This is a genomic window from Citrobacter sp. wls826 (assembly GCF_005281245.1).
GTDB lineage: Bacteria > Pseudomonadota > Gammaproteobacteria > Enterobacterales > Enterobacteriaceae > Citrobacter > Citrobacter braakii.
In genome coordinates this window covers 8,914-32,168 of the sequence record NZ_SZWS01000027.1, presented here as the reverse complement: position 1 = coordinate 32,168, position 23,255 = coordinate 8,914, and the positions used below count along the sequence as shown (strand labels likewise).

Annotated in this window: 26 protein-coding genes, 2 pseudogenes and 1 riboswitch; of the genes and pseudogenes, 12 read left to right on the top strand and 16 right to left on the bottom strand. The window is 53.6% G+C overall.

Going from position 1 to position 23,255, the window contains the following annotated elements; genetic code table 11:
* From pduS to pduA, 16 genes and pseudogenes are all read right to left on the bottom strand, one after another.
* Positions 1 to 445 (bottom strand): annotated as a pseudogene (gene pduS, locus FDW87_RS21930) (cobalamin reductase PduS); the annotation flags it as partial.
* The gene (locus FDW87_RS06085; RefSeq protein WP_137379525.1) at positions 442 to 1,554 is read right to left on the bottom strand and encodes a 1-propanol dehydrogenase PduQ; all 1,113 of its coding nucleotides are present in this window, start codon (positions 1,552 to 1,554) and stop codon (positions 442 to 444) included. The pseudogene pduS and the gene FDW87_RS06085, both read right to left, overlap by 4 nt.
* Positions 1,555 to 1,564: 10 nt before the next feature.
* Complete coding sequence (gene pduP, locus FDW87_RS06080) at positions 1,565 to 2,950, bottom strand: CoA-acylating propionaldehyde dehydrogenase PduP (protein WP_047415486.1); 1,386 nt, start codon at positions 2,948 to 2,950, stop codon at positions 1,565 to 1,567.
* Positions 2,947 to 3,954 carry a two-domain cob(I)yrinic acid a,c-diamide adenosyltransferase PduO gene (gene pduO, locus FDW87_RS06075; protein ID WP_016153535.1) on the bottom strand — a complete coding sequence of 336 codons (1,008 nt, stop codon included), beginning with the start codon at positions 3,952 to 3,954 and terminating at the stop codon, positions 2,947 to 2,949. The genes pduP and pduO overlap by 4 nt, the downstream gene beginning before the upstream one ends.
* A gap of 8 nt (positions 3,955 to 3,962) precedes the next feature.
* On the bottom strand, positions 3,963 to 4,238 hold the full coding sequence (locus FDW87_RS06070; RefSeq protein WP_003030211.1) for a EutN/CcmL family microcompartment protein: 276 nt from the start codon (positions 4,236 to 4,238) through the stop codon (positions 3,963 to 3,965).
* Between the two features lie 3 nt (positions 4,239 to 4,241).
* Positions 4,242 to 4,733: a microcompartment protein PduM gene (pduM, locus tag FDW87_RS06065; RefSeq protein ID WP_049040282.1), complete on the bottom strand. Its 492-nt coding sequence runs from the start codon at positions 4,731 to 4,733 to the stop codon at positions 4,242 to 4,244.
* Positions 4,730 to 5,362, bottom strand: a complete 633-nt coding sequence (locus FDW87_RS06060) for a phosphate propanoyltransferase (RefSeq protein WP_016153533.1) — start codon at positions 5,360 to 5,362, stop codon at positions 4,730 to 4,732. The genes pduM and FDW87_RS06060 overlap by 4 nt, the downstream gene beginning before the upstream one ends.
* Positions 5,362 to 5,826, bottom strand: a complete 465-nt coding sequence (locus FDW87_RS06055; RefSeq protein WP_094761565.1) for a BMC domain-containing protein — start codon at positions 5,824 to 5,826, stop codon at positions 5,362 to 5,364. Before FDW87_RS06055 ends, FDW87_RS06060 begins: the two co-directional genes overlap by 1 nt.
* 24 nt (positions 5,827 to 5,850) lie before the next feature.
* Positions 5,851 to 6,126 carry a propanediol utilization microcompartment protein PduJ gene (pduJ, locus tag FDW87_RS06050; RefSeq protein WP_001057752.1) on the bottom strand — a complete coding sequence of 92 codons (276 nt, stop codon included), beginning with the start codon at positions 6,124 to 6,126 and terminating at the stop codon, positions 5,851 to 5,853.
* A 19-nt stretch (positions 6,127 to 6,145) separates the two neighbouring features.
* Entirely contained in the window at positions 6,146 to 6,496 is a 351-nt protein-coding gene (locus FDW87_RS06045; protein ID WP_016156873.1) for a glycerol dehydratase reactivase beta/small subunit family protein, read from the bottom strand.
* Positions 6,486 to 8,318 (bottom strand): diol dehydratase reactivase subunit alpha, encoded by a 1,833-nt coding sequence (locus tag FDW87_RS06040; protein WP_137379524.1) that lies wholly within the window; start codon positions 8,316 to 8,318, stop codon positions 6,486 to 6,488. Before FDW87_RS06040 ends, FDW87_RS06045 begins: the two co-directional genes overlap by 11 nt.
* Positions 8,319 to 8,333: 15 nt before the next feature.
* A complete protein-coding gene (gene pduE, locus FDW87_RS06035; RefSeq protein WP_016156871.1) occupies positions 8,334 to 8,852 on the bottom strand; it encodes a propanediol dehydratase small subunit PduE in 519 nt (172 codons plus the stop codon).
* A gap of 14 nt (positions 8,853 to 8,866) precedes the next feature.
* Positions 8,867 to 9,541: a propanediol dehydratase medium subunit PduD gene (gene pduD, locus FDW87_RS06030; RefSeq protein WP_003844241.1), complete on the bottom strand. Its 675-nt coding sequence runs from the start codon at positions 9,539 to 9,541 to the stop codon at positions 8,867 to 8,869.
* A gap of 10 nt (positions 9,542 to 9,551) precedes the next feature.
* A complete protein-coding gene (gene pduC / locus FDW87_RS06025; protein ID WP_003030249.1) occupies positions 9,552 to 11,216 on the bottom strand; it encodes a propanediol dehydratase large subunit PduC in 1,665 nt (554 codons plus the stop codon).
* Positions 11,217 to 11,234: 18 nt separating this feature from the next.
* A complete protein-coding gene (pduB, locus tag FDW87_RS06020; protein ID WP_016153528.1) occupies positions 11,235 to 12,047 on the bottom strand; it encodes a propanediol utilization microcompartment protein PduB in 813 nt (270 codons plus the stop codon).
* Complete coding sequence (gene pduA, locus FDW87_RS06015; RefSeq protein WP_003030255.1) at positions 12,047 to 12,328, bottom strand: propanediol utilization microcompartment protein PduA; 282 nt, start codon at positions 12,326 to 12,328, stop codon at positions 12,047 to 12,049. The genes pduB and pduA overlap by 1 nt, the downstream gene beginning before the upstream one ends.
* Positions 12,329 to 12,853: 525 nt before the next feature.
* Here pduA and pduF point away from each other — a divergent pair.
* From pduF to FDW87_RS21925, 12 genes and pseudogenes are all read left to right on the top strand, one after another.
* A complete protein-coding gene (gene pduF / locus FDW87_RS06010; RefSeq protein WP_016153527.1) occupies positions 12,854 to 13,663 on the top strand; it encodes a propanediol diffusion facilitator PduF in 810 nt (269 codons plus the stop codon).
* A 201-nt stretch (positions 13,664 to 13,864) separates the two neighbouring features.
* Positions 13,865 to 14,776, top strand: a complete 912-nt coding sequence (gene pocR / locus FDW87_RS06005) for a regulatory protein PocR (RefSeq protein WP_016153526.1) — start codon at positions 13,865 to 13,867, stop codon at positions 14,774 to 14,776.
* 332 nt (positions 14,777 to 15,108) lie between these two features.
* A riboswitch (cobalamin riboswitch) is annotated at positions 15,109 to 15,284 on the top strand.
* A gap of 87 nt (positions 15,285 to 15,371) precedes the next feature.
* Positions 15,372 to 16,751: a cobyrinate a,c-diamide synthase gene (locus tag FDW87_RS06000; protein WP_137379523.1), complete on the top strand. Its 1,380-nt coding sequence runs from the start codon at positions 15,372 to 15,374 to the stop codon at positions 16,749 to 16,751.
* Positions 16,748 to 17,707 (top strand): adenosylcobinamide-phosphate synthase CbiB, encoded by a 960-nt coding sequence (cbiB, locus tag FDW87_RS05995; protein ID WP_016156868.1) that lies wholly within the window; start codon positions 16,748 to 16,750, stop codon positions 17,705 to 17,707. Before FDW87_RS06000 ends, cbiB begins: the two co-directional genes overlap by 4 nt.
* A gap of 10 nt (positions 17,708 to 17,717) precedes the next feature.
* Complete coding sequence (locus FDW87_RS05990) at positions 17,718 to 18,350, top strand: cobalt-precorrin-8 methylmutase (protein WP_008785140.1); 633 nt, start codon at positions 17,718 to 17,720, stop codon at positions 18,348 to 18,350.
* Entirely contained in the window at positions 18,347 to 19,483 is a 1,137-nt protein-coding gene (cbiD, locus tag FDW87_RS05985) for a cobalt-precorrin-5B (C(1))-methyltransferase CbiD (protein ID WP_016153523.1), read from the top strand. Before FDW87_RS05990 ends, cbiD begins: the two co-directional genes overlap by 4 nt.
* A complete protein-coding gene (locus FDW87_RS05980; protein ID WP_047357940.1) occupies positions 19,477 to 20,082 on the top strand; it encodes a cobalt-precorrin-7 (C(5))-methyltransferase in 606 nt (201 codons plus the stop codon). Before cbiD ends, FDW87_RS05980 begins: the two co-directional genes overlap by 7 nt.
* Positions 20,072 to 20,641 carry a decarboxylating cobalt-precorrin-6B (C(15))-methyltransferase gene (locus tag FDW87_RS05975; RefSeq protein WP_016153521.1) on the top strand — a complete coding sequence of 190 codons (570 nt, stop codon included), beginning with the start codon at positions 20,072 to 20,074 and terminating at the stop codon, positions 20,639 to 20,641. The genes FDW87_RS05980 and FDW87_RS05975 overlap by 11 nt, the downstream gene beginning before the upstream one ends.
* On the top strand, positions 20,634 to 21,407 hold the full coding sequence (locus FDW87_RS05970) for a cobalt-precorrin-4 methyltransferase (protein WP_003030275.1): 774 nt from the start codon (positions 20,634 to 20,636) through the stop codon (positions 21,405 to 21,407). Before FDW87_RS05975 ends, FDW87_RS05970 begins: the two co-directional genes overlap by 8 nt.
* On the top strand, positions 21,388 to 22,443 hold the full coding sequence (cbiG, locus tag FDW87_RS05965; protein WP_016153520.1) for a cobalt-precorrin 5A hydrolase: 1,056 nt from the start codon (positions 21,388 to 21,390) through the stop codon (positions 22,441 to 22,443). Before FDW87_RS05970 ends, cbiG begins: the two co-directional genes overlap by 20 nt.
* Positions 22,443 to 23,168, top strand: a complete 726-nt coding sequence (locus FDW87_RS05960) for a precorrin-3B C(17)-methyltransferase (protein ID WP_003030278.1) — start codon at positions 22,443 to 22,445, stop codon at positions 23,166 to 23,168. The genes cbiG and FDW87_RS05960 overlap by 1 nt, the downstream gene beginning before the upstream one ends.
* A pseudogene (locus FDW87_RS21925) lies at positions 23,165 to 23,255 on the top strand (cobalt-precorrin-6A reductase); the annotation flags it as partial. The gene FDW87_RS05960 and the pseudogene FDW87_RS21925, both read left to right, overlap by 4 nt.

The window sequence follows — 23,255 nt, the reverse complement described above, 5'->3', positions numbered from 1 at the left end:
CCACGCCGACGCTGACCGGCAGCGCGGCAGGCGGAACTCTCCGGCCCGTTGCCATCCAGATGGTCAAAACCTCATCACCAGCCGGGTAGACATCAGGCAAAATATGTAAGCGGATCCCGGTAGGTAAAAGGGGCGTTAACGCATTGATAGCCTTTTGATATTTCTCTTTGAGCGCAATAATACCGGCCCTGGCCCCGGTAGCCGTCATGGCATATTGAACGCCACGGATAAGTCGCTCAGCCTGAACGGCCATCAATTGCTGGTCAACTTTCAGCATCGGCTCACATTCTGCCGCATTGACCAGAAACGTATCGACCTGCGCTAGTAATTTTACGTGAGCAGGAAAGCCTGCGCCTCCGGCCCCGACAACACCCGCTGCACGAACGCGTTCGCGAATTGTCTGCGCATCATAAAGCGTGGACTCTGCCGTCATGGCTGTCTTCATAATAATTCCTCAAGCAGTTCCTGCATGGCGCTGGCGTCGGCAACACGAGGATTGGTTTGCAGCGTGACATCAGCCAGCGCGGCCTGAACCATCGACGGTATACGTTGTGACCAGGCTTGCTTTCCGTCTTTAAGCGCGTCAGCAAAAGAAGGTAACGCACACTGTTTTTTGAGTAGCTCTATATGACGAATTAGCGCATTCAGTGCCGCCGTATCGTTCGCGTTATCCGGGCATAGGTGGCAGGCTTTAGCGAAACGGGCGTAGCGCTTCGCGGCCCGCGGATCATGGGCATTAAAATGAATGACATGGGTCAGCAGCAGCGCATTGGCAAGTCCGTGGGGCAGATGAAACTGGCCACCTAACTGATGGGCAATCGCATGATTGATACCCAGACCAGCCTGACTGAATGCCATTCCCGCGAGCGTTGACGCGTTGTGCATTTTTCCTCTGGTTGCCAGGCAGTCGCCTTTGCTGACGGCGACAGGCAGGTACTGGAAGACGATTTGTGCCGCTTTTTCAGCCAGCGCATCGGTGAAGTCGCTGGCTTTCGTGGACACGTAAGCCTCCAGCGCATGCGTTAATACGTCCATGCCGGTATTCGCGGTTATGGCTGGCGGAACGCTGACGACCAGCGTCGGATCAAGGATGGCCATGTCCGGATAAAGCGCATTATTAAATAATGGATACTTAATGCCTTTATCCGGATCGCTAATCACGCAGGCGCTGGTCACCTCCGATCCCGTGCCGCTGGTGGTGGGAATTGCAACGCAGGTTTCAATCTCAATACCGAACTGTCGGCTGAACCAGACGATGGCTTTTGCGGCGTCCAGTGCAGAGCCACCGCCAAAACCAATTACGACGTCCGGTCGTAGGGACTGCATTTGCGCAATCCCTTGTACTACCGTGCTAATGGTGGGATCGGGGGTGATATCGCTGAAAATGCTGATGCGGTTATCCGCTGGCAGCGCGTCGCGCAGCTTTTCAATCAGGGGAGAACGCGCGAGAAAACCATCGCAGATAATCCAGATATGCTTATTCGTGAAGCGCTTAAGCACATCCAGGCTTCCCTGGCCGCTGTACAATCGAGTTTGCAGTGAAAAGCTTTTCATAACGGCCCCATTAGCGAATAGAAAAACCGTTTGTCAGCACGCAACGACGAGAGCGTGCGAAAGTGCGCGCAGATGTCGTTCCTTCACCGGTCGGCGTTGCGATGGTGAAGGTGGTAAAGCCTTCACCACCAACGCCAATCCCAGCATAAGAGGGGCCATTTTTCACAAAAATGGAGGTCTGAAGCGTGCGCGCGGCAAGGTTCAGACGTGACACATTTTGCGAATGCATAATGGCGGTGTGATGCAATCCCTCTTCAACCTTCAGGGCCAACGTTAACGCGCTGTCAAAATCGCTCACCGTTACGATGGGGAGCATTGGCATCAGTTGCTCGCTGGTAACCCATGGGTCGTCAGCCTTGACGATACCTATCAGTAATCGAGGTGCTTTTGCCGGAACCGGTATTCCCGCGGCTTCCAGTAAGGTTGCCGGGCTTTTCCCTACCAGTTGTTTATTGGCTATTCCTTCTGGCAGACAAACTGCGCGCAGTTTGTCTATCTCTTCGCTATTGAGTCGCATCGCGCCAAAAGACTGCATTTGTTGAACCAGTCGTTCGGCAACGGCATCAACAACAATCAGACTCTTCTCAGCAATGCAGGGGAGGTTGTAATCAAAGGATGCGCCATTGATGATATCTTCCGCCGCCTTAACCAGGTCGGCTGTTTCATCAACAATGCAGGGAGGATTGCCTGCGCCTGCGCCAATGACTTTTTTCCCGCTTTTCATGCCCATAGCAACAATGCCTGGACCACCGGTAATCGCCAGAACTGCGATTTTAGGGTGCGCCATCATCTGCTGGGTAGCCTCAAAAGTGGGTTCTGTGACCGTGACGACAAGATTCCGAATCCCGCAGCAGCGAAAAGCAATATCTTCAATCATGGTAATCAGCTTCAGTGAGACCGCTTTTGCACCTGGATGTGGGCTAAAATAAACGCTATTTCCCGCAGCCAGCATACTGATGCTGTTGTTAATAATGGTTTCAGTCGGGTTGGTACTGGGGGCGACGGAACCAATCACGCCAAAGGGTGAATACTCGAATAACACCATGCCGCCGTCGCCGGTAAGCGCCGTGGTGGTGAGATCTTCGATGCCCGGGGTATTGTCCAACGCAGCTTTATTTTTAAGGAACTTATCCTCTTTGTTGCCCATTCCCGTTTCGGCAGCGCTTTCAGCAGCCAGTGAAGCAAGGTGAGGCGTCAGCTCTTCTCGCAGGGCGTTAATGATGGCGCTGCGGGTTTTCAATGGACATTGCTGATAACGCAGAAAAGCCTGATGAGCGGCATCGATCGCTTCGCTAACGGACGGAAAAATTCCATTACCCTTAACTTCTGCTTTTGCCGGGGCAAGTTGCTCACTCAAAATGTTACGAATAAGGGTTTCAAGTTCTGAAGTGTTCATTGATGTGTTCTCACGTTAATTGCCGCAATGGCCGTTTCTGCAATGTCCATATCCTGCTCAACGCTTCCCCCGCTGATGCCAAGACCCCCAAGGAGTAACCCCTCACGCCATAATGCGTACCCGCCACCGAAGGTGACGACTTTTCCCTGCATATGGCTTTCCAGACCGTAAAGCGCGGCGCCTGGCTGCACTGCCGATGTCAGCTCATGCGTGGCGGTTTTCATTGCCACGGCGGTCCAGGCTTTTTTCGGTGCCAGTTCGCTACTGACGAGTAATGCGTCAGGCATGCGCCAGGTCACCGTTTGGGTCCCATTCGCATCAACAATGCTGATGACGACCGGAACCTGAAGTTCTTCTGCTCTCGTTACCGCAGCGCGAGTGAGTTGGTGGAGTTCCTGAAAAGACAGAGACATAGCCGGCTCCCTGGTGGCTGATGTACGGATGGCTGCGAGATAACGCTCCGCCACTTTCTGAATAATGTTGTTTTGATGGGCGTCATGATCTTCTGCTCGTGCAAGCGCATATAAGCAGTCGGAGAGGCGATTGATATAACGCATCAGCACGTGTCTGACGGAAATCTCGGTGGAGAGTTCGACCAGTCGCCTCTCTGCGCGGCGGGCCAGCGTGCGGGCAAAGTGCAGACGGCTGGCGGCTTCGCTGCGGCCAGGTAAAATAAAGCTGCGTAGGGGGGGCACTCTCCCCATCGCGGTATCAATGGCGGCCTCCAGCGCGGCAATTTCTTCTGAGCTGATGTAGCGCTGCTCTGGCGCTGGCTGTTCGCTTTCGCTTGCCAGCTCGGCGCTGAACCAAAAAAGCTGCAGTTGAATGTTTTCGAGTAACTGGCGGTGCTGTGGGTTTTTCGCTGCGCAAACACACAGGCTAAGCGCCGCATTAAGTTCGTCCAGCGTACCGTAAGCCTCGACGCGCGGGTGCGTTTTGCTCACGCGTTGCCCGGTAAAGAGGGCCGTTGTGCCGGCATCGCCAGTGCGGGTATAAATCGCCATAGTTCCTCCTAACGAGAAAGCGTGTCGACAATGCCGACGATAGCCAGATCGATGGCCTCATTAGGGCCGGAAAAAACGTGTCTGGCGCTGGAGCCACTGCTGAGTAAAACCAGTTCTCCAGTTCCAGCGCCGACAGAATCAACCGCGACTTCATCTCCGCTCACAGGGGACGCGGGAAGCTCTCCGTCCGCACTCACCCGACGTACCAGCAACAGTTTCTTCCCCACCAGTGATGGAGATTTTTGCGTGGAAACCACAACGCCTGTAACCCGTGCCAGATGCATAGCTCACTCCTGCTTAATTAATTGGACATTTCGCGTACCGACGGCGTCCTGAGCCAGAGCCGTCACGACACATCGACGACGTAGCACCAGAACGCCCCCCTTCAGTTGGGCGACGTCGGCATAGCTGAGAAGTTTGTCAGGATGCAAAACGATGATTCGCCCCAGCTCGTCGCTGAACTCCAGAGGCAGACGCGCAAGTTTTCTAACGGGGATTGCGGGTAACAATCGGTGTTGTAGTGAAATTTTCACGCGGACTCCGCATGCCAGCGCTTCGTGGATCGTTACCACCGACATGTTGTCCGCGCAGCCCTCGGCAATTTGCTCCAGCAATGGCAGGTCCGCCTGCAGGAGGTGGAGCGACGAGTACTGGCAGCACAATGTCCGTGGTTCGATTTCCCGTAACTGCGCGACGCTAAGCGAGAGCGTGCTTTCCGCGCGTTTTTTTAATCGGGAAACAACCTCCTCGATAATGCGTTGCAGCAGTTCGTTGTTCATCGTGGGCTCACCAGTGTGGCAAATGCCTGCGGATTATCTGCGCCCGCAGCATTGGCTTCGTCGGTATCGATATGCATCTCAAGGCGCATATCCGGCGAAACGCGTACGGCGACGTTATCGAAAATCAGTCGACGTTCATCGCCATTAATGGCAACAGAGACTTTATCGCCATGGGAAACGCGCAGGATTAGGGCATCGAGCGGCGACATATGGATATGGCGTTGGGCGACGATTACCCCGGATGCTAAGTCCAGTTCAGCAAATGGACTGATAAGGCGAACGCCTGGCGTGCCCTCGATACTGCCTGACATCCGTAGTGGAGCAGCAATTCCCAACGTACGAGCGTCGGTACGAGAAATTTCGACCTGACTGGTGCTACGCAGTGGGCCGAGTAAGCGCACATTTTTTAACTGACCTTTTGGTCCCACCAGCGTGACGGTCTGGTCTGCTGCATATTGTCCGGGCTGCAGCAGCTCTTTTTTCTCACTAATAGGGTGATTGGGAAACAAGCGGTCGTAATCTTCAGCGCATAGATGAATATGACGATTAGAGATCCCTAGCGGAATAGGGCGCTCACGCATTTCATCCAGAACTTTGGTGACCGTTGTCTCCAGTTGCTGTTTATCCATCACGCTTCACCTCGTTTGCCTGAGTGCAGACAAAGAGAGCGCGGCTCGCCCTTTTGACGGGGGCAGGCAGGGTCAAGACACAGATTGCAGCTAATCAACTCTGCATCTTGCGGCGCTTCGGGCGCTGCATGGTCCTCAGGCATCTCTTCATGTGGTACGACCGGTGTCGGGGCGGGCGCTGGCTCAGACTCCGGGGTGACGCTATGTGACAGAATGCCATCCCCTGGTCTGGATATGACTTTGTGAGCCACCAGTCCATCTCGCTGGTCAGCGAAACTGACACCGGTGGAAATGGCCGCCTGGACGGAGGCCACATCCCCGATTATCTTGATCACCATCCAGCCTGAACCGTTGGTTTTTTCGAGGCCCACCAGCGTGATGGAGGCGGCTTTCGCCATGACGTCCGCGCAACTGATGGCTAATGCCAGACCACTAACTTCAAGTAATCCCAGTGATTGCTTCACGCTGTGCTCCTTGGTTGCAACGATTTATGCGGATTTAGGTAAAATGGCTTCAACGTCGCTGTGCGGACGCGGGATAACGTGGCAGGATTTCACCTCGCCAACGGCGCTTGCTGCAGCGCTTCCTGCATCTACGGCAGCTTTCACTGCGCCGACATCGCCGCGAACCATAACGGTGATAAGGCCTGAGCCGATTTTTTCGTAACCAACCAACTGCACGTTTGCGGATTTCACCATGGCATCAGCGGCTTCAATAGCGCCGACGAGCCCTTTTGTTTCAACCAGTCCCAGTGCGTTATTCATACTGCTTTTCTCCTGTGGGTTATGAGTGGCATTCCCGAAACGGAATGCCTTTAACCAGTCGCGCAGCGTTATTACCAATGCTGCGTCGGGCATGGTTATCTTGTTGATACGTCAGCGTAAATAGTGGCGCTGATGTGGGTAAGTTTTTATAGTGCACGACCAGTTTTTCGCGACTGCAGCCAATGCCAACCAGCAGTGGCGATTGGCAAGCCGCCAGCCATGCGTTGTGGATAACGTCAGTTGACGGGCTCTCCTGAATCACAAAGGGGATCCCTTCTTCTTCAATACCCAGCAGCACATCACTCCAGACGTCAGTGCATCCAGCAGTGGCGAAGATAACGATGGCTGGCGTGGTGAGATTACTTTCCATGAGCGAATGCCTTGTACCAGGAGAGAATCAGCCCTGTCGCGACCGCGTTGCGCGGACCTTCGGTGCCACGAATGTTGCCGCGCCCGGCAACCAGGCGATAGTGTGCCAGCGCATCGGTGACCAGTTGCGGAACTTCAAAGTCCAGGGATGAGCCGCCAACCAGCACCACAAAGGGAATATCCCGAATGTTCCCGGTCGGACTCACCTGACGTAGCGCTCTGAGTGCGTTGGTGACGAAAACGCGTTCCTTAGCGCTGCGGCGAATGGCCCGGATTTTCTCCAGCGCCAGTTCGCCTGGCAGTGGCACCAGCTCATCGGGTTTTACTACGCATACGCGGGCAAAAACCGTTGGCGGGAGAGGTGTAGGGAAGAACTGGACGCTGCCATCTTCGTGGCGAAGATGGAACAAGCTCTCGACTTTCGCCAGCGGGTACTTTTTGATCTCTTCAGCGAGATAACGGTCTTCCAGCCCCAGTTCACGGGCAATAATCATCGTGACCATATCGCCCGCACCCGCCAGGTGCGTGGCAATAATTTCGCCTTTCGGGTTGATGATGGAGGCATCGGTCGATCCTGCTCCGAGGTCCAGAATAGCCAGTGGCCGCGTCGTGCCGGGGGTGGTTAAGGCCCCCAGAATGGCAGCTTCGGCTTCGGCGCCGCCAACCTGGACGTCAATGTTGAGCTTTTGCGTGATTTCCTGAGCAATCATCGCCATTTGCAGGCGGTCTGATTTCACCATGGAAGCAATGCCGACAGCCTGTTCCAGCGAGAACTCACCGGCTAGTCCGCCGGTCACGCTGACGGGAACCGAGGTATCGACTGCCAGCAGGTCCTGAATAAAAATTTCGTGGCTGGGTTTGTTAGTTAATTCAGCCATTGTCTGGCGCACATGCTCCAGCATGCCGCCAATATTGGTGCCAGCCTCTCCGGTGACGTTATCCAGTTTCGGGCATTCACCAACCGCTTTCATAATCGCTTCAGCGCCAGCTGCAACGTCGACCCGTACGGTACGACCCTGTGACTGTAGCTCCAGATTTCCGGCAGGAATGGCTCGTGCTTTCACATCACCTGACGGTGTTTTCACAACCACGGCAGAACGGTTGCCAATCAGCGCCCGCGCCATCGGGACAATGTTTTTAGTCTCGTCGGCGTTGAGGCCAAAAACGGTCGCAATCCCGTAAGGGTTAGAAAGCGTTTCAATGACTTTTCCTGGAATTGCGACCTCAATGGCAGCCAGCATACCTAACGGGATGCGGTCGATATGAAGGACTTCATCGACGATAGGCAGGGGGTGAGTCAGACGATTACTGACCAACACGCCATCGTCCTGCTGCAAAATAACGCCAGTTAACTGGTATCCGGCGCGGACGGAGGCATTAATCATCGTGGCGACATCGGCGAAATCAAATGCCGATGACACCACCAGAATATAGGGCGTATCCGCCGGACGGCTGAGCAGGTCTTCCGGCGTAATAGTGACGCCAACGCCTAATCCGACGCCGCCCGGCGTTTTAGGGTTATGGCCGATCATGGTGGATTCAGTGATGATGGTTTCGGTTATCGTTTCCATCGCGACGTCACCAATGACCGGGGTGGCTTCGTTAATGCGGATGAGCGAAATATCGCTGACATTGATACCGGCATTTTTTGCTGCCAGCGAAAGTGCCTCCTGAATACCAAACACATTACGTAATGTGCCTTTAATTCCGGTGGTTTCTGCCAGCGCACTGCCGGTGATGCTCAGTGCGCCAGACTCATCGAGGGTAGCCAGAGCGACTTCCGTTGATGAGTTGCCTATGTCAATGCCAGCTATATATCGCATGATCCTGTCCCTGAGTTAGTCGTCGCCTTTGAGTTTTTTACGCTCAACGTACAGCGCTGCCGCTTCACGAACGAAAGCTGCACAGATCTTTGCCTGATAACGATTTTCGAGATCGTCGGCGATGGCCATCAGCTCATCTTTCGTTGAGCGGTATGGGCGTAGCGCGTTGTAGATCTCAAGAATGCGATCGTCAGGAACAGCGGTTAGCTCAGCGGCACGCTCGAAGTTCATCGCCAGTCTGTCACGTCCGGCATCTTTGGCGATTTCCGCCTGAAGGCGCAGCGTTTCAGGGGTGATGCGCATGTCCTGCGCCGTCACTTTGTTGCTCAGAACATTTTCGAGCGTGAAGTCATCCAGAGTTTTGTTGGTTGCGGTTTTTACCCACTCAGGATGTTTATTCGCGAGAGGGTAATCCGTGACTTTCGCGGTATGTGCTGATGAACTCGCCGCGGCCGGCGTCGCGGGCTCGCCTTGCAGGCTGTTCATCCGGCTCAGCACATCCCGAACCATCGATTCAATTGCGTCGGTATTCATGGAGTTATCCTTTATCAAAGCGCCACGCGCAGTTCCTGCGGGTTTTTGCCCGTCACGACGTATTTGGTCTCTTTAATGTGCAGAATGGCCGATTTCGCCTGGTACTTAGGACGAGCCATCTGGTCATTCAGAGTAGGGACCGGTTGCGGAGATTCACGCTTGGCATAACGCGCGGCGTTTTTACCGATCTGACGATAGGTTTCCAGCGTCAGAAGCGGTGCCTGAGGGAACAGCTCCAGGTTAGAAAGCGGCGGTAACCCCTGCTGGTGGATAACCGTGGTGCCTTTTGACTGGATGCCGATAGAGATCCCGGAACCGCTCAGACGGTTACCTTCCACGGCGACAAATGCCACATCGGAGGATTTAAAGCAGCGGATAACGCGCGCTTTAATGCCTTCTTCTTCAATACCCGCAATCACTTCGCGCAAGATGTTCTTATGCGGGATCCCTACGATATTGACGGTTTGCGACAGTCCAAACGCGGGACCTACGGCAATAATCACTTCGTCCTGCTGCTGGCCTTGTTTGGCTTCGCCAATCTCGGTCAGAAAGCTGTCGCCCTGCGCCGCTGCAGCCTGTGGCGCGCTAGCCGCTGTCGATGCGCGGAATGATACGGGTTTGTCGCTGGTTTGCATTTCAGACAGTACGTCTTCAATTATCTGGCGCAGCAGCTTTTCATTGATTTCCATTTTTCACCCCTTAGCCAAGTTCGTTGGGATCAAGTGCGCCAGGGATGTTTTTGATCTCTTCCCAGCGTTCGCCTTGTAGGCGATAACCTGTTGCCGGACCGGCATAGTCATTGACGTCATTTACTGCGGATAGCACCTGTCCGTCGCCAACGATAATGGCGGAGGTATGCAGATAATCCCCGGTTAACTTGGCTTTCTGGATGTTGAGCATGTCCTGAGCGACATCGGTAAACCCGCCCTGAGCAAGGGCTTTCACCACTTCCAGACCGTTACGGTTTTTATTGATGATCTCTTGCGCAAACTTGATATCTTCAACGATGTTTCGCTCCGGCATATCTTTCGAACCGTGGGCGTAAGTCGCCGCTTCCACTTCTTCATCAGTGATTGGCGGTAATCCCATCCCGGCAAAGACGGCCTGCAGTGCACGTGCCGCTTTATTACGAATGGCGATAACGTCTTCTTCACGAACCGGACGCAGACCCCCATCTACCTTGAGGTCTCGCTGGAGAACGTTGTAGTCGTCAAAATCTTCGGCATCCTCGTTCGAACCCGCAAACATATTGTCGTAGTTCGGTACAGCGGAATAACCGGAAGAAATGAAGTCAGTACCCGGCAGGAACTGCATCAGCAGGCGGGCAGTACGACGCATATCCGAGTGGGTAAAGGTTTGGTCGTTACTGGAGGCACACTCCAGATCCAGGGAGGAACAGATCAGGTTTTCAGCTAACACCGCACGAATGCCTGATGGCACAGCGGAAGGCACGCCGATGCAGCTTACTGAACCATTTTGTAAACCCTGTACGCCAGCGGCTTTGGTGATGTAAATACAGCGGGCTTCAAGGTAAAGCATCGATTTACCTTCGGCGTAACCCATCTGAACTTCTGAGCCTGAACCGGAGGTAAAGCGCATTTTCAGACCGCGTGAGGCGTAGGAAGAGGCGAGGAAACCTTTCGACCATGGCGTGTCATCGCCGTCGGTAAAGACGGGTTCAGTACCATAAACAGAAATGGTTTCCGCGTAACAGGTGTGGCCTAACATACCGAGTTTAAGTTCGGTCGCTTCTTCCAGCGAGCACTGGGTTAATACGCCAGGGCGTCCAACCTGTGAGCCGACTAACAGCGCAATGGCGTTAAAGGGGGCATAACGCGCAACGGCAACCGTCGTTTCCTGTTCGTCAAATCCGCGCCAGGCGCCTTCAGCCGCATCAGCGGCAATCTGCACCGGATTATCTTTAACGTTAGTGACGTGCGCCTGCTGAGACGGTGTACGGCGAGCACGCATTTTCTGCATGGCCATCATCATCTCAACGACGTTCATATGGGACACCACTTCGACAATTTTTGCCGGGGTCATTGCGGTGGTCAGCGGCACAATGTCTTTGCGCTTCACGTTAGGATCGCAAAGCATATTGGCAAGTTTTACTGAGTCCATCGCCATGACTTCTTCAGCGCGCGCCAGGTTAATGCCATAGCGGGCAATGAAATGGTCAATTAAGTCAAATTCACTGGCGGATTTTCCGTCCAGTTCTGTGACTGTACCGTTGACGATTTTAATCGACGGTTTAGGGTCGTTCGGGCTTTCCATCGCAATGAAGCCTTCTTCGATCCACTCCTTAACGAAGCCATCCTGGTTCACAGGGCGCTTCGCCAGTGCTTCAAATCTTTTCGATCTCATGAATCAGCCTCACTGATATCAGATGTAGGACGGACGATCGTTTTTCGGTTCTGAGCCGAGGGTCCCGAGTACGGTTTTACCGATTTCGCGGGCGGAGATAACGGCCTGACGCACAGCGCCGGAATCGCCTGAAATGACCAGAATGGCTTCGTTACTGAAGCTGGTGCCATGAGCAGGGGAGCTGTAGGCCACTACTTCCACGTTGGCGGATTTCAGCGCAGTATCAGCCATCAGGACACCAACGGATGCCGGGGCGCCGACGATCACGCCACAGGCACGGCCAATCGGTGCACCAAAGGCTTTTTCCAGCGCGTAGCTGGCGCGTGCGGTGTATTGCATCTCGATGTGACCGGCTTCGTTGGCATACACATCGCCAAAGGTGCGATCCAGTTCTTTCAGCGCAACCTCAATTCCGCGTTTCACGTCGGAAACATCGTTGCCGCCGAGAATAATCAGCGAACCGTGACCCGCGCCGCCTTTGGTATCACGTGGCAACTCAATACTGACGACTTCAGTATTGGTGGCTTTTACCGCTTCATCTGCGGCCATGATGTGCGGGCCTGCACCAGTACGCGCGCCAAGGATGCCAATGGAGCGATACCGTTTTTCAAGTTTCATTGCGTCCAGTAGGGCGCTGTCCACGTTGGCGATTACCAGACCGACGGTGTCGCCAATCGCAGTACCGACAAACTCCGTTAAACTGCAGCTTTTCTCTGCCATAGCCGTTTCTCGTGTTGGAGGATTATTTTCAGGGATAGCCTGCTGTTCCGGCGTTGCCACGCGAGCAATCACCTGCGCCATGATCTGATCAACCAGCTCATTGCTGCTCATTAGCTAATTCCCTTCGGTAAGATTTTTTCTACATCGGTGTGAGGGCGCGGGATGACGTGTACGGCTTTCACTTCTCCCACATTACGTGCTGCGGCGGCACCTGCATCTGTTGCTGCTTTGACTGCGCCAACATCGCCGCGGACAATGACTGTTACCAGCCCCGAACCAATTTTTTCGTAGCCGACCAGCATTACATTGGCTGACTTCACCATTGCATCTGCGGCCTCTATGGCTGCAGTCAAGCCTTTGGTTTCTACCATTCCTAACGCTTCTTGTTGCATAAAGACCTCGCCTGGGTTGTCCCGATGTTCATGACTATAAAAAGAAGCGAGGAAAAAGAATGGCTGACTTGAAATTGAGAGTGAAAAAATAATAGATGTAAGGTGATATAAAATTGCTATTAATTATTTTAACTTGTTGTTTTTAATGGATATATTAAATCTTATTGATATGATTATTTAGTTATGTCAGTTCCACATTTACACTTTTTCTGGTGACATTATAAATATCATTTGCTATGCGAAAAAAATGAAATTGTGATGGTGGTTTGAAAACGGATTTCTGCTAATAGCAATATTTTATTGTTTTGAAAATGTCCGTGTAATACGCGAAATCCCGATTGTCTCTAATGTTTTAATAAAGTGCGTAGCAAGAATTTGCTATTGCGCCACGATTTTAAAGGGCAAGCTATCCGCAGAATGCCAACAATTTGCTGATACGGCCTTTTATAGTAAGCCTCGAAGTATTCTACTTGCCAGTAAGGAGTCCGCTGGTAAAGACACGAACTCTGCTTAGAAGGTGTCACAATGAACGATTCACTAAAAGCGCAATGCATTGCTGAGTTTTTGGGTACCGGGCTGTTTTTGTTTTTTGGTATTGGCTGCCTGAGCGCTCTGAAAGTCGCAGGTGCCAGCCTGGGATTGTGGGAGATCTGCATCATTTGGGGGCTGGGGATCTCGCTTGCAGTCTACCTGACGGCCGGGATTTCTGGCGCGCATCTCAACCCTGCTATCACCATCGCACTGTGGCTGTTTGCCTGTTTTCCGGGGCGCAAAGTATTACCTTACACTGTGGCGCAGGTCGCGGGGGCCTTTGGTGGCGCTTTGCTGGCTTATTTGCTCTACGGCAGTCTGTTTACCGAGTATGAGTCGGCCCACCAGATGGTGCGCGGCAGTCTGGAAAGCCTGCACCTTGCCAGTATTTTTAGTACTTATCCTGCGGCGGCGCTCAGCGTCTGGCAGGCAGCGTTGGTCGAAGTGGTGATTACCTCCATTCTTATGGGGATGATCATGGCGCTGACTGACGACGGTAACGGCGTTCCTAAAGGTCCGTTGGCACCATTGCTGATTGGTATTCTGGTTGCTGTTATCGGCGCATCCACCGGTCCGCTCACCGGATTCGCGATGAATCCGGCGCGTGATTTTGGTCCTAAATTGTTTGCCTGGATGGCCGGGTGGGGAGATGTTGCGATGACCGGCGGGCGTGATATCCCTTATTTCATTGTACCGATTGTGGCCCCTATCATCGGCGCGTGCGCGGGCGCAGCAATTTATCGTTATTTGATTGGCAAAAATTTACCCTGTAATACGTGTAAGCTGGACGAAAATGAGAGCTAGCTTCACAGAAGAAGTTTATTTTTGAAAAGTAAAAACTGTTTTCGTGATCCGGTATCCTGAACTGCCCAAAAAGTCTCCCAAGAATGGGAGACTTTTGTTATGTTCAATTACGACTTTCATCAATGCTCAGGATGGCAGGGTGAAAATGAATGTGAATAATATGTTTTATTTATAACAATAAATTAACTGAGAGGTTTTATCATGATTTCTGCGAGTGCCCTGAACTCAGAACTCATTAATAAAATCGCACAGGATTTTGCGCAGGCCACCAGTCTGGCCGTTGTGGTTGTCAATATTCACGGTGATGAAATTTCTGAGCTTTTTAATTTCACCCCTTTTTGCCAGTTGATGCGTCAGCATCCTCAGCACAGTACCCGTTGTCGTATGAGCGATCGCTGTGGAGGGCTGGAAGCCTCTAAATCCGATCAACCCTGCATCTATCGCTGTCACGCCGGACTTACCGATTTCTCAATTCCGCTGGTCATTGCGGGGCACCTCGTAGGGTTTGTGCTTTGTGGCCAGGTACGCTTAAGTAACGATGTTGGTTTGGTTGATATTCTGAATGTAGATGACCGCTGGCAAGCCGATCCCGAACTGGTCAACGAGTTTCGTAATGTACCGGAAATGGACTATTCGCGAGTCATCGCCTCAGCGGATCTGCTGAAGCTCATCGTAGAAAATTGCCTTAAGAAACAACTAAATTTTGTGGTTATCAAAGATAACCCGCAGCAGTCAGAGCCGGTACGCGCTAACCGCAGCACCAATCCTCATGACAGCAAAATGAAAAAAGCACTGCGCTATATTGATGCGCATTTATCAGACGAATTGCGTCTGGAGGATGTCGCCTCTCATGTTTACCTTAGCCCTTACTATTTCAGCAAATTGTTCAAAAAATATCATGGTATCGGTTTTAACGCATGGGTAAACCAGCAGCGAATGGCCAGTGCAAAAGAGCTGCTTTGCCACAGTGACTGGAGCATAGCCAGCATTGCGCGTAATTTAGGATTTTCGCAAACCAGTTATTTTTGCAAAGTTTTTCGTCAAACGTATCAGGTCACGCCGCAGGCATTTCGCCAACAAATAAATGTCATTTCACGTGGCGAATCCGCTTAAATGGCAATATTTTGCTATTGCCGATTTTTGATATAGGGCGCTATGCCAGTCATTATAAAATGAAAAGTAGCGACAGCAGTCAATAAATTGTCATAGCGCAACAAAATATTAGTATTAGAGGGATAAACTGCACCAGTTTTTATTTTTGTGATGAGATACAGTGTCTCTGTGAATGACTTTCTTTATTCTTTGTTGGCACTTTCATTCAGAATGCGAGCATATGAATAAGTGGGTTTATGCCAGGTAATTGGTTGAATGAACCCGGCAAGATATTAAATTGAATTATTGTCATGAGGTCGTGAATTTACCTCATAACAGAGAGCTTAATTAATCAGGCTCTTGAACTGACAGGTTTGCCACATTTGTGGTAGGGAAGGGGGTGAGAATCCCCCGCAGCCCCCGCTGCTGTGATGCTGACGACCCCGTATTGACCACTGATCGCAAGATTGGGAAGGACGGGTGAGGATGACGCTAAGCCAGAAGACCTGCCTGTCAGTGACTACCAACAACTTCGGTGGGAAGTGGGTGGTTCAGATGCATACAGTCGAGAGACTGGGTATCTTTACACCCCTACCACCCTGAACAGGATCAGGGTATGGCGGCCAATTTTCACGCTTTTGTTCTTGCAGGTACCGGAAGCGGCTGTGGTAAAACCACGGTGACGCTGGGCTTGTTGAGCTTGTTGAAAAAACGCGGTTTACGCGTCCAGCCCTGCAAAGTAGGCCCCGATTACCTTGATACCGGCTGGCATACCGCGGTATGCGGCACTGCTTCCCGCAATCTTGATAGCTTCATGCTTCCCGTCCCCACCCTGAATGCTTTATTTCGCGAGCACATGCAACATGCGGATATCGCCGTTATTGAAGGCGTTATGGGGTTGTATGACGGATACGGCACCGACCCAAACTACTGCAGCACCGCCGCGATGTCCAAACAGTTAGGCTGTCCGGTTATCCTACTGGTTGATGGCAAAGCCGTTTCCACTTCGATCGCCGCGACGGTAATGGGGTTTCAGCATTTTGATCCAACCCTGAATATTGCCGGCGTTATTGTTAACCGGGTTAACAGCGAAACGCATTACCAGCTCCTGAAAGTGGCGATTGAGCGTTACTGCGCTGTACCCGTCTTAGGCTACGTTCCCCGTATGGAAGGCGTTGCGCTTCCCGAGCGTCATCTGGGTTTGGTTACCGCGCGTGAGTCGGTTATCAACCAGCAGCCGTGGCAGGCGTTTGCCGCGACGCTGGAGCAAACCCTTGATATCGACGCGCTGCTGAGATTAAGCCAGTTAGATACGCTTCCTGCTGGTGAATGGCCAGCGCTGCCCGCCGCAGACGCCGGGGCAGGGCTAACGCTTGCCATCGCCGATGACGAAGCGTTCAATTTCTACTACCCGGACAACATTACGCTTCTGGAGCGCACGGGGCTTAAGATTGTCCGTTTTAGCCCGTTGCACGACACCTGTTTACCCGACTGTCAGATGATCTGGCTGGGGGGTGGCTATCCTGAGTTACATGCTGCGGCGTTGGCCCGTAATATTGCAATGCTTAACCAACTGCGGGCGGCGCACCAGCAGGGTGTCGCGATTTATGCCGAGTGCGGGGGGCTGATGTATCTCGGCAGTTCGCTGGAAGACAGCCAGGGTGATACCTGGCTGATGGCGGATATCATTCCCGGTCACAGCAAAATGGGAAAACGTCTGACCCGATTTGGCTACTGCGAAGCGCAGGCCGCGCAGCAAACGTTGTTAGCTGCAGAAGGTGAAGTGCTGCGCGGACATGAATTCCACTACTCCGATTTTACCCCTGAAACCCCCGCGGTGATGAACTGTCGCAAAGTGCGCGATGGCAAAACGCTGCAAGCCTGGTCCGGCGGTTGGCAGGTGGGAAATACCTTTGCCAGCTATCTACACGTTCATTTTGCTCAACGTCCGCAGATGCTTAACCACTGGCTGGCAGCCGCGAGGAGCGCACTATGACCATCCTCGCGTGGTGTGTTGCCTGGCTGCTTGATTTTATCATCGGCGATCCGCAGAACTGGCCGCATCCGGTGCGCTGGATTGGCAATCTGATTTCTGCGGTGCAACGGGTTGTTCGGCGTTACTGCCATAGCGACCGTGCGCTACGCATCGGTGGCGCGGTGATGTGGATTGTGGTGGTGGGGCTGACCTGGGCTGTGTCCTGGGGAGTACTGGCGCTGGCGCACTCTATTCATCCCTGGCTTGGTTGGGTGGTTGAGGTCTGGATGATCTTTGCCGTGCTGGCCGGGCGCTGCCTGGCAAATGCCGCGCAGGATGTCGAGCGTCCGCTACGTGCCGGTAACCTTGCTGCAAGTCGGGAAAAGCTGTCATGGATTGTAGGACGTGATACCTCGCAATTACAGCCACAGCAGATCAATCGCGGCGTAGTGGAAACCGTGGCTGAGAACACCGTTGATGGCATCATCGCGCCGCTGTTCTTCTTGCTCCTCGGCGGTGCGCCTCTGGCGATGGCCTACAAAGCGGTAAACACCCTTGACTCCATGGTGGGCTACAAACATGAAAAATACCGCGCTATCGGTATGGTCAGCGCTCGTCTGGACGATGTCGCAAATTATATTCCCGCGAGACTAAGTTGGCTGCTGCTGGGCGCAGCGGCATTTTTATGTCGCCAGGACGGCGCGCGTGCTTTGCAGATTGGCTGGCGCGATCGCTACAACCACAGCAGCCCAAACTGCGCGTGGTCAGAAGCGTCCGTTGCCGGGGCATTAGGAATTCGTCTGGGTGGTCCTAATGACTACTTTGGCGAGCGCGTTGAGAAACCGTGGATCGGTGATGCACAACGCGACATTTCGGTAGACGACATTTCCCATACGATTCGATTGATGTGGGTGGCATCGATGCTGGCACTGGCGCTGTTTATTGCGCTGCGGTGGCTGCTGGTCGGTGTAGCCTGAGGACAACACAATGCAATATATCCAGCAACCCCAGGCGATTGAGGCCAAAAGTTTCGACATTATTGGCGAGATCATCCGTGAAACCCGCCCGGACTATCAGTTTGCCAGCCCGTTACATGAAGCCATTATCAAGCGGGTCATTCACACGACAGCGGATTTCGACTGGCTGGACATTCTGTGGTTTTCCAGTGATGTGCTGGAGCAGTTCTGTGCGGCGCTTAGCCGTTCGAGCGTGATTTATACCGATACCACTATGGCCCTTTCCGGGATTAATAAAACGCTGCTGGCAAAATTCGGTGGCGAATGCCGCTGCTACATCAGCGACCCGCGGGTCGTGCGGACGGCAAAAGAGCAGGGCATTACCCGGTCAATGGCGGCCGTTGACATTGCGGTGAAGGAAGAGGGTGAAAAGCTGTTTGTGTTTGGCAACGCGCCGACAGCGCTGTTCCGCCTGCTTGAGCATGATGTGGCCGTGAGTGGCGTAGTTGGCGTACCGGTTGGGTTCGTCGGTGCAGAAGAGTCGAAAGATGCACTGACCCAAAGCAATCTACCCGCCATTGCTGCGTTAGGTCGTAAAGGGGGAAGTAACGTCGCCGCCGCGATCGTCAACGCCATGCTTTATCACATGCAGGGGGCGCGATGAGCGAGTCCTTCGATACGCCTGTGTGGCACAACGGTAAAGCGCTGCGTAAAGGATATACCACGGGATCGTGCGCGACGGCGGCGGCAAAAGTGGCGGCGCTGATGGTATTGCGCCAGCACCTGATCCATCAGGTTTCTATCGTGACGCCATCAGGTGTGACGCTGTGTCTGAACGTAGAGTCACCGCATATCGAAGGACAGCAGGCGATAGCCGCCATCCGCAAAGACGGTGGCGATGATGTGGATGCCACCCACGGCATGCTGATTTTTGCCCGGGTGACGTTAAACGATAGCAAAGAGATAACCCTTCAGGGCGGGGAAGGCGTTGGCACGGTAACCCGCAAAGGGATCGGCCTGCCAGTGGGCAGTTCGGCGATTAATCGCACACCTCGCCAGACCATTGAGTCTGCGGTTCGTGAGGCGATTGGTCCGAATCGTGGGGCGCAAATTGAAATTTTCGCGCCGGAAGGTGAAGAGCGGGCGCAAAAAACCTACAACTCTCGCCTTGGCATTCTGGGCGGCATTTCGATCATTGGCACGACTGGGATCGTCACGCCGATGTCAGAAGAAAGCTGGAAACGTTCACTGTCGCTGGAACTGGAAATTAAGCGAGCGGCGGGGCTGGAGCGTGTCGTACTGGTGCCAGGAAACCACGGCGAACGTTTTGTGCGTGAGCAGATGGGGATCGACACCCAGGTTGTGGTCACCATGAGCAATTTTGTCGGTTACATGATTGAAGAAGCCGTACGTCTGGGGTTCCGACAAATTGTGCTGGTGGGACACCCTGGTAAGCTCGTCAAAATTGCGGCGGGGATCTTTCATACCCACAGCCATATTGCCGATGCTCGCATGGAAACGCTGGTGGCCCACCTCGCGTTACTGGGGGCGCCGCTGGAACTGCTCACGCTGGTCAGCGACTGCGATACCACCGAGGCGGCGATGGAACACATAGAAGCATACGGTTTTCAGCACATTTACAACCATCTGGCTAAGCGCATCTGTATGCGCGTCCTGCAAACGTTGCGCTTTACCAAAAATCCCCCGACCTGTGACGCCATCATGTTCTCTTTTGATAATCAGGTGCTTGGGAGTAATCGCCCGGTCGCAGAGATTGCTGAGGAGATGCAATGTTAACCGTTGTAGGGATGGGACCAGCCGGTTTGCATTTGATGACGCCTGCGGCGCGTGAAGCGGTCGCAACGGCTGATGTTCTGGTCGGTGGAAAGCGACATTTGCAGCAATTCCCGGATTTTACCGGTGAACAGTTTGTTCTCGGCGCCAATATTCTCGAACTCTTGAACTGGATTTGCGCGCACCAGGAGCAACGCGTTGTGGTGCTGGCATCTGGCGATCCGCTGTTTTACGGCATCGGGACGCGCATGGTGGCGCATTTCGGTATTGAAAATGTGCGCATTATTCCCGGTATTAGCGCGGTGCAGTACCTGTGTGCGCAGTCCGGTATTGATATGAACGATATGTGGCTGACCAGTAGCCATGGTCGCAGCGTCTGTTTCGATGAACTGGCGCGACATAACAAGGTGGCTATGGTGACAGATGCGCAGTGCGGCCCGCGTGAAATTGCGCAGCAGCTCATTGCACGAGGCAAGGGACATCGCTGGATGGTGATTGGCGAAAACCTGGCAATGGAAAACGAACGGATCCATTTCCTGCCTGTGAGCGAAGTTAACGCCGACTATGACATGAATGCAGTGGTGATCCTTGATGAAAGATGAGCTGTTTTTACGTGGAGAGAAAGTGCCGATGACCAAAGAAGCGGTACGTGCACTTGCCCTCTCAAAACTTGAATTACACCGCGCCAGTCACCTGATTGATATTGGCGCAGGAACCGGCAGCGTGTCGATAGAAGCCGCGCTGCAATACCCTGGATTGCGCGTGACGGCAATCGAGCGTAACCCGGCGGCGCTCAGGTTATTGGATGAAAACCGCCAGCATTTTGCCTGTGCAAACATCGACATTTTTCCCGGTGTTGCGCCGATGACCATCGCTGAAAAAGCCGATGCCATTTTCATGGGCGGCAGCGGTGGCCATTTGACTGAACTGATTGACTGGTCAATGCGTCAATTGCATCCCGCAGGGCGGCTGGTGATGACATTCATCCTCCAGGAAAACCTCAACACCGCGCTGGCACATCTGGACCATCTTGGCGTACCGGGAGTGGATTGCCTGCAGCTACAGGTTTCCTCGCTTACCACGCTTGGCAGTGGTCACTATTTCAAACCGAATAACCCCGTATTTGTTATCGCCTGTCAGAAGGAAGGAAACCATGTCTGAGATTTTTGATCCCCGTAGCGTGTGGTTTGTTGGCGCAGGTCCTGGCGATCGCGAGCTGATTACCCTCAAAGGTTACCGGCTGCTACAGCAGGCGCAGGTTGTTATCTACGCCGGATCGCTGATTAACACCGAACTGCTGGAATATTGTCCTGCTGGCGCTGAATGCCACGACAGCGCTGAACTGCATCTTGAGCAGATCCTTGATCTGATGGAAGCCGGAGTGAAAGCGGGTAAGACCGTGGTGCGTCTGCAAACCGGCGATGTTTCGCTATACGGTTCCGTGCGCGAGCAGGGCGAGGAACTGACCAAACGCGGGATTGACTGGCAGGTGGTGCCCGGCGTCAGCGCATTCCTTGGTGCGGCGGCGGAGTTGGGCGTTGAGTATACCGTACCTGAGGTCTCACAGAGCCTGATCATTACCCGCCTGGAAGGACGCACGCCGGTGCCGGAGCGCGAACAGCTGGAGTCATTTGCCAGTCACCAGACATCTATGGCGATTTATCTGTCCGTTCAGCGTATTCATCGTGTGGCCGAGCGTTTGATTGAAGGCGGTTATCCGGCGACCACGCCCGTGGCGGTGATCTACAAGGCAACCTGGCCGGAAAGCCAGACTGTGCGCGGTACCCTGGCGGATATTGGCGACAAGGTTCGTGATGCGGGCATCCGTAAAACGGCTCTTATTCTGGTCGGTAATTTCCTGGGCTCGGAGTATCACTACTCCAAACTCTATGCGGCGGACTTTAGCCATGAATACCGTAAAGCCTGAGTCAATTGCGCTTTTTTGCCTGACCCCGGGAGGCGTTACGCTGGCAAAACGTCTGGCGGCTATGCTGCCGGTTACCTGTTTTACCAGTGAAAAGCTGCTGGAGGAGGGATTCATTCCTTTCGAAAACGGCTTTGCGAATACCGCCCGCGAAGCGTTTGCGAATTACTCGGCGCTGATTTTTATCGGTGCGACCGGCATTGCGGTGCGCGTGCTGGCCCCGCTGGTTAACGACAAATTTTGCGATCCGGCGGTGGTGGTCATTGATGAACGCGCCCAGCATGTCATCAGCCTGCTCTCCGGTCACGCGGGCGGTGCCAATGCGCTGGCGCGGTATCTGGCGGGCATGTTGGGCGCCGATCCGGTGATCACCACTGCGACGGATGTCAACGATATGGCGGCACTGGATACGCTGGCATTTCAACTGAATGCCCGGATGAGTGATTTCCGTTCGGCGGTGAAGATCGTTAATCAGATGCTGGTCAGTAATAAGCGGGTGGGGCTGTGGTGGGATGATGAACTGACGCAGGATGTCAGTCATTGCGACCGGCGCGGATTTATCACGGTAACCGATCTCAATCAGCTTCCTGAACTGGATGCGCTGGTGTGTATCACCTTACGCACCAACTTACCCGATCTGCCTGTTCCGCACTGGAAGCTGGTGCCGCAGCGTGTTGTGGCCGGAATTGGTTGTCGTCGTGACACGCCGTTCCCGTTGCTGGCCGCGCTGCTTGCCAGGCAACTCGAAGCCCAGCAGCTCGATCCGCTGGCGCTTAAAGCGATTGGCAGTATCACGCTGAAAAAAGATGAACAGGGACTTATCCAACTGGCTTCGTGCTGTCGCGTTCCTTTCGAAACCTTTACTGCTGACGCGCTGCGTGAGCATGAACACCGTTTTCCGGCCTCATCGTTTGTTCGCAAAACGGTGGGTACAGGAAGCGTTTCCGGTCCTGCAGCCTGGCTGCTGAGCCACGGAAAACTGTTAGGCGAGACCCTGCGAGAACAGGGCGTCACTATCACTTTGGGAGTTTCACACTGATGTTAAGCGTAATTGGAATTGGCCCTGGCTCGCAGGCAATGATGACCATGGAAGCCGTTGAAGCATTGCAGGCAGCGGAAATCATCGTTGGCTATAAAACCTACACCCACCTGGTAAAAGCGTTCACTGGCGACAAGCAGGTGATCAAAACCGGGATGTGCAAAGAGATTGAACGCTGCCAGGCGGCGATCGAACTGGCGCAGGCAGGTCACAATGTGGCGCTGATCAGCAGCGGTGATGCAGGGATTTACGGTATGGCCGGGCTGGTGCTTGAGCTGGTCAGCAAGCAAAAGTTGGACGTTGAGGTCAGGCTGATCCCAGGAATGACGGCCAGCATTGCCGCCGCCTCTTTGCTGGGCGCGCCGTTGATGCACGACTTCTGCCACATCAGCTTAAGCGATCTGTTAACACCGTGGCCAGTTATCGAAAAACGCATAGTGGCTGCCGGCGAAGCAGACTTTGTAATCTGTTTCTACAACCCGCGCAGTCGGGGTCGCGAAGGTCATCTGGCGCGCGCATTTGAGCTGCTTTCTGCCAGCAAGAGCGCGCAAACGCCGGTGGGTATTGTGAAGTCAGCCGGACGTAAAAAACAGGAAAAATGGTTGACCACCCTGGGTGAAATGGACTTTGAACCGGTTGATATGACCAGCCTTGTGATCGTTGGCAACAAAACAACCTATGTTCAGGACGGCCTGATGATCACGCCACGAGGTTATGTGCTGTGAATTACGGTGATGTGTTGGTCATGGGCGGTACCAGCGATGCGCGCATGCTGTGCCAGCAACTGGACGCAGCCAATGTGGCCTACACCC